Source organism: Kitasatospora sp. NPDC086791 (assembly GCF_040685975.1).
Lineage (GTDB): Bacteria > Actinomycetota > Actinomycetes > Streptomycetales > Streptomycetaceae > Kitasatospora.
Map to the genome: position 1 here is coordinate 42,800 of NZ_JBFBOC010000041.1, position 8,682 is coordinate 51,481.

The 8,682-nt window shown below is 75.2% G+C and carries 9 protein-coding genes; 2 read left to right on the forward strand and 7 right to left on the reverse strand.

Annotation, left to right across the window (positions count from 1 at the left end):
* Positions 1 to 24: 24 nt before the first annotated feature.
* The 4 genes from AB0Q99_RS31375 to AB0Q99_RS31390 all read right to left on the reverse strand — a co-directional run bounded on the left by AB0Q99_RS31375 (position 25) and on the right by AB0Q99_RS31390 (position 2,933).
* Positions 25 to 930 (reverse strand): NAD kinase, encoded by a 906-nt coding sequence (locus AB0Q99_RS31375; protein ID WP_363577136.1) that lies wholly within the window; start codon positions 928 to 930, stop codon positions 25 to 27.
* Between the two features lie 91 nt (positions 931 to 1,021).
* On the reverse strand, positions 1,022 to 1,828 hold the full coding sequence (locus AB0Q99_RS31380) for a TlyA family RNA methyltransferase (RefSeq protein ID WP_363577159.1): 807 nt from the start codon (positions 1,826 to 1,828) through the stop codon (positions 1,022 to 1,024).
* Between the two features lie 36 nt (positions 1,829 to 1,864).
* Positions 1,865 to 2,089, reverse strand: coding sequence for a hypothetical protein (locus AB0Q99_RS31385; protein WP_363577138.1), 225 nt, complete (start codon positions 2,087 to 2,089; stop codon positions 1,865 to 1,867).
* The gene (locus AB0Q99_RS31390; RefSeq protein ID WP_363577140.1) at positions 2,073 to 2,933 is read right to left on the reverse strand and encodes a hypothetical protein; all 861 of its coding nucleotides are present in this window, start codon (positions 2,931 to 2,933) and stop codon (positions 2,073 to 2,075) included. Before AB0Q99_RS31390 ends, AB0Q99_RS31385 begins: the two co-directional genes overlap by 17 nt.
* A gap of 179 nt (positions 2,934 to 3,112) precedes the next feature.
* On the opposite strand from AB0Q99_RS31390, the gene AB0Q99_RS31395 reads away from it, so the two are divergent.
* Positions 3,113 to 3,460 carry an SCP2 sterol-binding domain-containing protein gene (locus AB0Q99_RS31395; protein WP_363577142.1) on the forward strand — a complete coding sequence of 116 codons (348 nt, stop codon included), beginning with the start codon at positions 3,113 to 3,115 and terminating at the stop codon, positions 3,458 to 3,460.
* A 170-nt stretch (positions 3,461 to 3,630) separates the two neighbouring features.
* Here the strand turns inward: AB0Q99_RS31395 and AB0Q99_RS31400 are convergent, their stop codons facing one another.
* Positions 3,631 to 4,668 carry an HAD-IIA family hydrolase gene (locus tag AB0Q99_RS31400; protein ID WP_363577144.1) on the reverse strand — a complete coding sequence of 346 codons (1,038 nt, stop codon included), beginning with the start codon at positions 4,666 to 4,668 and terminating at the stop codon, positions 3,631 to 3,633.
* 130 nt (positions 4,669 to 4,798) lie between these two features.
* Entirely contained in the window at positions 4,799 to 5,416 is a 618-nt protein-coding gene (locus tag AB0Q99_RS31405; protein WP_363577146.1) for a tetratricopeptide repeat protein, read from the reverse strand.
* Positions 5,417 to 5,508: 92 nt separating this feature from the next.
* Between AB0Q99_RS31405 and AB0Q99_RS31410 the strand changes: the two genes are divergently transcribed.
* Positions 5,509 to 6,879 carry a DUF1015 domain-containing protein gene (locus AB0Q99_RS31410; protein WP_363577148.1) on the forward strand — a complete coding sequence of 457 codons (1,371 nt, stop codon included), beginning with the start codon at positions 5,509 to 5,511 and terminating at the stop codon, positions 6,877 to 6,879.
* A gap of 123 nt (positions 6,880 to 7,002) precedes the next feature.
* On the opposite strand, the gene AB0Q99_RS31415 is transcribed toward AB0Q99_RS31410, so the two are convergent.
* Positions 7,003 to 7,947, reverse strand: a complete 945-nt coding sequence (locus tag AB0Q99_RS31415; RefSeq protein ID WP_363577160.1) for a hypothetical protein — start codon at positions 7,945 to 7,947, stop codon at positions 7,003 to 7,005.
* Positions 7,948 to 8,682: the final 735 nt, after the last annotated feature.

Consider the following 8,682-nt stretch of genomic DNA (forward strand, 5'->3'; position numbering starts at 1 on the left):
CAGCCGGGCCGCCGGCCCGAAGTGCTAGTGGTGGTCCGCCCGGCCGCGCCAACCCGTCACCGGCAGCGCGAACTTGGCCACCAGCCGGTCGGTGAACGGCGCCCGGTGCAGTCTGGCCAGCCGCACCGGCGTCCGGCCCCGGCGGACCTCCACCCGTGCCCCGGCGGGCAGTTCGACCGAACGCCGCCCGTCGCACCAGAGCACGCCGTGCGGGGTCTTCGGCTGCACCTCGACGGCCAGCACCGACTCGGGCGAGGTCACCAGCGGCCGGGCGAACAGCGCGTGCGCCGAGATCGGCACCATCAGCAGCGCCTCGACCTCCGGCCACACCACCGGCCCGCCGCCGGAGAACGCGTACGCGGTGGAGCCGGTCGGCGTCGCGCAGACCACGCCGTCACAGCCGAAGTTGGAGACCGGGCGGCCGTCCACCTCGGTCACCACCTCCAGCATCCGCTCCCGGGCCGCCTTCTCGATCGAGGCCTCGTTCAACGCCCAGTCCTCGTGCACCACATCGCCGTTGGTGCGGACGATGACGTCGATCGTCATCCGCTCCTCGACCTCGTAGTCGGCGTCGACCACCCGCTCGACCACCACGGCCAGGTCGTCCCGCTCGGCCTCGGCGAGGAAGCCCACCCGGCCCAGGTTGATCCCGAGCATCGGCAGCCCGTGCGAGCGCGCCAGCTCGGCCCCGCGCAGCAGCGTCCCGTCCCCGCCGGCCACCAGGATCAGCTCGCAACCGTCCGCCGCCCCGGGGCCCTCGGCCACCTTCTCGACGCCGTCCGGCAGGTCCAGGTCGGCCGCCTCGGCCTCCAGCAGTCTGATCCGGAGCCCGGCCTTCAGCAGCCCGTGCACCAGGCCCTCGACGCTGCGCAGCGCCGCCTCCCGGCCGGTGTGCGCGATCAGGAAGACCGTACGTGCTTCGTCGCTCATGCCGCTGCCCTCTCCCTAACGCCTGCCGGGTCGCCTTCGGCCCGGGTGCGCCCGCCATCCAGCATGACGGGCCGGACGTCCGCTCAGCACCCTATCGGGGCCCCTCCGCCACGGCCCGGTCCGCCTCTGCGGGGTCCAGCCGCGGGGCGTCCCGGCGCAGCCACAGGAAGTACTCCACGTTGCCGGACGGTCCCGGCAGGGGGCTCGCGGTGACGGCGCGCACGCCCAACCCGAGCTCCCACGCCTGCCCGGCCACCTGGCAGACCATCTCGGCGCGCAGCTGCGGGCTGCGCACCACCCCGCCGCTGCCCAGGCGCTCCTTGCCGATCTCGAACTGCGGCTTGACCATCAGCACCAGGTCCGCGTCCTCGGCCGCGCAGGAGGCGAGAGCGGGGAGCACCAGGCCCAGCGAGATGAACGACAGGTCGCCCACCACCAGGTCCACCGGGGTGCCGCCGATCAGGTCCAGGGTCAGCTCGCGCACATTGGTGCGGTCCATCACGGTGACCCGCTCGTCGCTCTGCAGCGACCAGGCGAGCTGCCCGTACCCGACGTCCACCGCCAGCACCCCGGCCGCCCCGGCGCGCAGCAGCACGTCGGTGAACCCGCCGGTCGACGCGCCCGCGTCCAGCGCCCGGCGGCCCTCGACCACCAGGCCCTGCGGCACGAAGGCGGCGAACGCCCCGGCCAGCTTGTGGCCGCCGCGCGAGACGTAGTCGGGGTCGTTCTCGTCCTTGGCCACCACGACCGCCGCCGAGGTCTCCACCTGGGTGGCCGGCTTGGTCGCGGTGGTGCCGCCGACGGTCACCCGACCGGCTGCGATCAGCTCGGACGCGTGCTCACGCGACCGGGCCAGCTTGCGGCGGACCAGCTCCGCGTCGAGTCGGCGTCGTGCCACTGCCACTGGTGTTTCAGCTCCTACGGGTCCTGCGGATCATTCCTGGTCGAGCGCGGCCAGCGTGTCGGCGAGCCGCTGGTGAACATCTTCGTACACCGCGACGTGCTCCTCGGCGGGGGCCCCGTCCAGGGCCTCCAGCCGGGCCAGCCCGGCGTCCACCGCGGCGTGCCCGGTGGGGAGCAGCTCGACGCCGAGCGGCCCCACCTCCGGAACCGGTCCGCCCACCCCGGCCGCTCCGGCCGGTTCACTCGTCCCGGACATCGGGCTTCTTCCTGCTGGTGGCCTTGCGGACGGTGGTCTTCTTGGTGGCGGTGCGCTTCGCCGGCGCCTTGGGCGGCTCGGCGCCCCGCTCGGCGGCGGCGGTCTTCTTGACGGTCGTCGTCTTCTTGGCGGTGGCCTTCTTGGCGGCGGTCTTCTTCGCCGTGGTCTTCCCGGCCGCCGTCCCGGCCGCGGTCTTCTTGGCCGTGGCCTTCTTCGCGGCGGGCTTCGCCCCGGCGGACTCGGCCGCCGGCGCCTTCCGGGCCGCCGGGGTCTTCCGCGCGGGGGCCTTCGGGGGCGCGGCCTGCTCCCGCCCGTCCGGCGCCGCCGGGGAGAGCAGCGTGACCGGCGGAACCGGCGGATCGACCTCGACCGGTTCGTCCACCTCCACCCGCTCGGCGACTATCGGCTCGCCCGCCGACCGCTCGTCCTCGTACTCCCAGCCGCGCCCGAACAGGTCGTCCGCCCGAGGAGCCGGCACCGGCTCCTCGGCGCCGTACGGAGCCTCACCGGGCCGCGCCGCCGGAACCTCCTCCTCGACCTCGCGCAGCTTGCTCTCCAGGTACGCCAGCACCACGCCGACCTTGGTGACCTGGTCGCCGACCTTCTCGAAGACCTTCTCCGCCTCGTTGCGCGCCACCCCGACGGCCAGGTCCACCCCGGCCAGCCCGGCGGTGACGGCCTCCCCCGCCAGCGTCTGCAGCGTCCTCGCCGACGGCGGGAACTCCCCGCCCAGGCGGCGCTCGACCTCGACGACGTCGACCCCCGCCCGCTCCAGGATCGAGGCGGCCGTCCCGACGACCCGCTTGCCGACCTCCTCGACCACCCCGGCCGCGGTCTCCACCACTCCCCGAACCGTCCTCGGCAGCATCCGGGTGCCTCCCAATCGCCTACGCGCGTCGCTCCGTCGCCCTCAGCACCCGGGCCGTTCCGGGCACCCCACGGACGACGCTACCGCCAAAACCCCGCTGAGGTACCGTGGCCCGCAGTCAGCACCGTAGCGACCGGGTGAGGGAGCCGCCGCCCATGGCGAACGCCGAGGAGTGCCGGGAGGCCCTGGAACAGCTCAGCCGGAACATGGCCGAGTCCACCGGCGACGTCCGCAAGGCCGCGGCCCTCGACCGCTCGCTCAGCTGCCGGATCACCGACCTCGACCTGACCTTCACCGGGCAGCTGCGCGGCGGCCGGATCCAGGACGTGGTCACCACGCCCGGCCCGCCCACCGCGAAGGCCCAGATCCGGCTCACCATGAGCAGCGACGACCTGGTCGCGCTGGTCGACGGCCGGCTCGGCTTCGCCTCCGCCTGGGCGAGCGGCCGGGTCCGGTTGGAGGCGGGCTTCCGCGATCTGCTGCGGCTGCGCACCCTGCTCTGAACCCGGCCGGCCCGAGCCGGACCGCTGCACCCGGACCGCTGCACCCGGTCGGCCGAACCCGGGCCGTTCGAGCCGGCCGGCCGACCCGACCGACCGAACCCGGCGGTGCGGACCCGGCGATCCGTGGTCGGCCACCGGGGTCACCGCCAGTCGGCGCCGGCCCGCAGAGCTCAGAAGCCCAGCTCGGCCAGTGCCTTCCGCCCGTCCACCGGCTCACCGCCCGCGTCCAGCGCCGTCCACGCCGCCGCGCACAGCGCCCGCAGGCCGTCCCAGCGGTCCCCGGACCCGGTCAGCCGCAGCACGCCGCCCTCCACGCCCGCGACCCAGCCGCCGCACCCGGAACCGCCGTCCTCGGCCGTCACCGCCGCGTGCGGGACCAGCAGTCCGCGCAGGTCCGCCGCCAGGTAGGTCGGCCGGTGCTCGACCGGGGCCGCGAGCAGCAGCTCGGGGGTGGTCACCCCGGTGAAGACCAGCAGGCTGTCCACCCCGCCGTTGAACGCGCCCTCGATGTCGGTGTCCAGCCGGTCCCCGACCACCAGCGGGCGCTTCGCGCCGGTGCGCAGCACGGTCTCCCGGTGCATCGGCGGCAGCGGCTTGCCCGCCACCTCCGGCTCCACCCCGGTCGCCGCCCGCACGGCCGCCACCAGCGTGCCGTTGCCCGGCGCGATGCCGCGCGCCCGCGGCACCGTGAGGTCCAGGTTGGACGCCACCCACGGCAGCCCGCTCTGCACCGCGTACGAGGCCTCCGCCAGATCCGTCCAGCCCACCGAGGGGTCGAAACCCTGGACCACCGCGAGCGGCTGGTCGGCCAGCGAGCGGACCGGGACGAGCCCCCGCTCGGCGAGCGCCTCCTCCAGCCCGAGACCGCCCACGACCAGCACCTTCGCCCCGGCCGGGACCTTCTCGGCGACCAGCCGGGCGGCCGCCTGGGCCGAGTTGATCACGTCCGCCGGCTCGGCCGGCACGCCCAGCTCGGTCAGGTGCTCGGCGACCACGCGCGGCGGGCGGGAGGCGTTGTTGGTCACGTAGGCGAGCCGCATCCCGGCCGTCCGGGCGGCGTCCAGCGCGCCGACCGCGTGCTCGATCGCCTGCGCGCCGGCGTAGACCACGCCGTCCAGGTCCAGCAGCGCGGTGTCGTAGGCATCGGTGAGCGGACGCTCGCTGCCGTCGGGGGCGGTCCGTCGCACGGGGGTGGCCGTCTCGGTCATGGCTGCGCTACCTCATTCACTGCGTCGTCTGTCGCGTCTGTCGCATCGGTCACGTCGGTCGCGTCGGTCACGTCGGTCGTCCGGTCGCCGCACCGCGCTGTGCGGCGCCCGTCGTACGGACGCCGGCCGGTCAGGCGTCGCCGTCGACGCCGTCCGGCTCTCCCCCGGCCCGGTCCGCGGTGCCGGGCGGGGGCGCCAGGTACCCGGGTGCCCCGGGCAGCAGCGGGCCGTACGCGCCGGCGCGGGCCGCCAGCGTCGCCCGGGTCTGCCGCAGGGCCGCCCGGTAGTGGTCGGTCTCCGGCCGCATCGCCACGGCGAGTGCCAGGTGTTCGGCGGAGGTCTCGAAGTCGCCCAGCCGGGCCGCCGCGACCCCCCACCCGAACTGAGCGTAGTCGTCCGCCGGATCGGCCAGCGCGACGGCCCGGAAGTTCTCCAGCGCCGCCGCGTACGAACCCGCGTCGAACTGGGCCCGGGCCAGCGTCTCCCGGATGCTGCGCGAGTGCGGCTCGGCCGCCACCGCCCGGCTCAGCAGCTGCTCGGCGGCCGCCGGATGCCCCTGCGCCAGCAGCCGCGCACCCCGGCGGAACCAGTCGTACACGTCCCCGGCGGGCTCCCCGGAGCGGCTCTGCGGCGGCACCCCGCCGGCCGGGCCGCCGCCGTCCGTCGGAGCACCCCCGCCGGTCGCACCGACCGGTCCGTCCGACCCGGCCGGGCCGCCGCCGTCCACCCGTTCCTGCCCGTCGTCCATGCCCTACCTCGCCCTCGGTCCCACACCCGCCCCACGAATCGGCACGGGTATTCCGATCTCTCGACAACCCGTACCCGGTTACGATGCCCAGAATGAGCACACCCAGTGCAGAAGACGGAGTCGAGACTCCCGAGGGCGGCCCCGGTGATCCCGGGCACGTCGCCACCGCCGGCCTGTCCCTGTCCCCCTTCCGCGGCCTGCGCTACGTCCCCGACCGGGTCGGCGCCCTGGCCGCGGTGATGTCCCCGCCGTACGACGTCGTCGACCCGGGCCGCCGGCTCGACCTGGAGACCGCCGACCCGCACAACGTGGTCCGGCTGATCCTGCCCAGGCCCGAGCCCGAGGACGCCGGCGACCGGCCCGACCGTGACACCCGGTACCGGCACGCCGCGCGGCTGCTCGCCGCCTGGCAGCGCGAGGGCACCCTCGCCGCCGACCCGGATCCCGCGATCTACGTCTACGAGCAGCGGGTGCCGGCCACCGCCGACTCCCCCGAACTGCTCCAGCGCGGCCTGATCGGCGCGCTCGCGGTGAGCGGCCGCGAGGCCGGCGTCGTCCTCCCCCACGAGGACGTGATGCCCCGGCCGGTCGCCGACCGGGTCGGCCTGATGCGCACCACCCGGGCCAACCTCGAACCGCTGCTGCTCACCTACCGGGGCGACGGCGGCGCCTCCGGCGTGATCGAGCGGACGGTCGAGGGCGAGCCGCTGCTCTCCACCGCCACCAGCGACGGCACCCACCACCGCCTGTGGGCCGTCACCGACCCGGCCGACCTCGCCGAGATCGGCCGCGACCTGGCCACCTGCCGGGCGCTGATCGCCGACGGCCACCACCGCTGGGAGATGTACCTGCGCCTCCAGCGCGAGCACCGCCACCTGCCGCGCAGCCCCTGGGACCGCGGCCTGGTGCTCCTGGTGGACACCGCCCGCTACCCGCTGCGGGTCCGGGCCATCCACCGCGTGCTCTACCGGCTGCCGGTGACCGAGGCGCTGGAGAAGCTCGGCGACCAGTGGAAGGTCAAGGAGGTCCCCGGCCCGCTGTCCGCCGCGCTCCAGGCGCTCGCCGAGCAGAAGCGGCACGGCGGCAACGGCTTCGTGCTGACCGGCGGCGACGGCGTCTACTGGCTGCTCGGCGAGCCCGAGGAGGCCCTGCTGGACGCCACCGTGCCGCGCGACCGGCCCGAGGAGTGGCGCCGCCTGGACGCCACCGTCCTGCACGCCACCCTGCTCGACCGCGTCTGGCACGTCCCCGACGGCCCGGACGACATCGGCTACCTGCACACCGCCGTGGCTGCCGAACGGGAGGCCGCCCGCACCGGCGGCACGGCCGTCCTGCTGCACCCGGTCCGGGAGAGCGTGGTCCGACGGCTGGCCGAGCAGGGCGTCACCATGCCGCGCAAGTCCACCTCCTTCGGGCCGAAGCCGGCCACCGGACTGGTGCTGCGCAACCTCGCGCTGGGCTGACCCGCGACCGGGCCGGCGCCGCGCGCCGTCGGCCCCCGTCCCCGGCCCGGACGCCGTGAGGCCCTGCCGTTCCCGGATCTCCCGGGGAACGGCAGGGCCTCACGGCGTTGCGGTCGCGGTCGCTCAGCTCTTGGCGTCGTCGGCCTTGGCCTCGGCCGCCGTGACCTCGTCGGCCTTCACGGTCGCGGACTTCGCGTTCGCGGCCTCGGCGTCCTGGGCGCGCTCGCGCACCACACCGTCGAAGTCCTCGTCGATTTCGAGGTCGTCCTCGTCGTAGAACTCCTCGACGTCCTCCTCGTCCTCGAAGATCACGGTGTCGTCGGAGACGTCGCCGCCGCGCTTCTTCGCCGGGGCCTCGGTCTCCTCGGACTCGTCCTCGGCCAGCTCCGGGTCGAGCGCGTCGGTGAACTCCACGCCGTCGATCTCGGCGAGCCGCTCCGAGGCGTTGGTGGTGCCGTCGGTGTCGGCCTCGGCCGCCTTGGCGAACCACTCACGGGCCTCGTCGCCACGGCCGGCCGCGATCAGCGCCTCGGCGTAGGCGTACCGCAGCCGCGCGGTCCACGCGTGCACGGCGCTGGAGGCCAGCTCCGGGCTCTGCAGGGTCACCACGGCGGCGTCGAACTGCTCCATGTCGGTGCGGGCACCCGCCGCCACCAGGCGCATCTCCACCTGGCCGGCCTTGTCCAGCTGCTTCACCTCGGGCTCACCGGCCATCGCCAGCGCGCGCTCCGGACGGCCCAGACCGCGCTCGCAGTCGGCCATCACGGGCCACAGGTCGGCCCGGCCGGTCATCCGACGGGCGGCGCGGAACTCGGTCAGCGCCTCGGAGTAACGCTGCGTCATGTACGAGGCGAATCCGGCCGCCTCACGGACGGCGGCCACGCGGGACGCCAGCCGGAGCGCGACGCGCGAGTACTGGTAGGCCTCCTCCGGCTCGCCGTCGAGCAGGCGGGCCACCATCACCAGGTTGCGGGCGACGTCGTCCGCGAGGGTCTTGGGCAGGCTCTTGAGCTCCTGGCGCACGTCCGCGTCCAGCTCGAAGCCGGTGACGTCCTCCGGGATCGGCAGGCGCTTGACGGGCTCGTAGTTGCCCCGGCGGTCGTCGTAGTCCCGACGGGCCCGGTCGTCGCGGCGGTCGTCCCGGCGGTCGTCGCCACCGCGACGGAAGCCGCCGCGCTCGCCACCGCGGTCATCGCGGCGGAAGCCACCACGGTCGCCACCGCGGTCGTCACGGTTGAAGCCGCCGGAGGGGCGGTCGTCGCGACGGAAGCCGCCACGGTCACCGCCGCGGTCATCGCGGTTGAAGCCGCCGGAGGGGCGGTCGTCGCGACGCGGACGGTCGTCACGGTCACGGTTGAAGCCACCCGGACGGTCATCCCGACGGAAACCGCCACCGGAGGGGCGGTCGTCACGACGGAAGCCGCCACCGGAGGGGCGGTCGTCGCGACGGAAGCCGCCACGGTCACCGCCGCGGTCGTCACGGTTGAAGCCGCCGGAGGGGCGGTCGTCGCGACGGAAGCCGCCACGGTCACCGCCGCGGTCGTCACGGTTGAAGCCGCCGGAGGGGCGGTCGTCGCGACGCGGACGGTCGTCACGGTCACGGTTGAAGCCACCCGGACGGTCATCCCGACGGAACCCGCCACCGGAGGGGCGGTCGTCACGACGGAAACCGCCACCGGACGGACGGTCGTCACGACGGAAGCCACCGCGGTCACCGCCGCGGTCGTCACGGTTGAAGCCGCCGGAGGGGCGGTCGTCGCGACGCGGACGGTCGTCACGGTCACGGTTGAAGCCACCCGGACG

What these genes read in the sequence shown, in the direction of transcription:
- AB0Q99_RS31405 (WP_363577146.1), bottom strand. Translation starts at nt 5,416, where the DNA reads ATGGACGACGGGCAGGAACGGGTGGACGGCGGCGGCCCGGCCGGGTCG.
- AB0Q99_RS31385 (WP_363577138.1), bottom strand. Translation starts at nt 2,089, where the DNA reads ATGTCCGGGACGAGTGAACCGGCCGGAGCGGCCGGGGTGGGCGGACCG.
- AB0Q99_RS31400 (WP_363577144.1), bottom strand. Translation starts at nt 4,668, where the DNA reads ATGACCGAGACGGCCACCCCCGTGCGACGGACCGCCCCCGACGGCAGC.
- AB0Q99_RS31395 (WP_363577142.1), top strand. Translation starts at nt 3,113, where the DNA reads ATGGCGAACGCCGAGGAGTGCCGGGAGGCCCTGGAACAGCTCAGCCGG.
- AB0Q99_RS31410 (WP_363577148.1), top strand. Translation starts at nt 5,509, where the DNA reads ATGAGCACACCCAGTGCAGAAGACGGAGTCGAGACTCCCGAGGGCGGC.
- AB0Q99_RS31375 (WP_363577136.1), bottom strand. Translation starts at nt 930, where the DNA reads ATGAGCGACGAAGCACGTACGGTCTTCCTGATCGCGCACACCGGCCGG.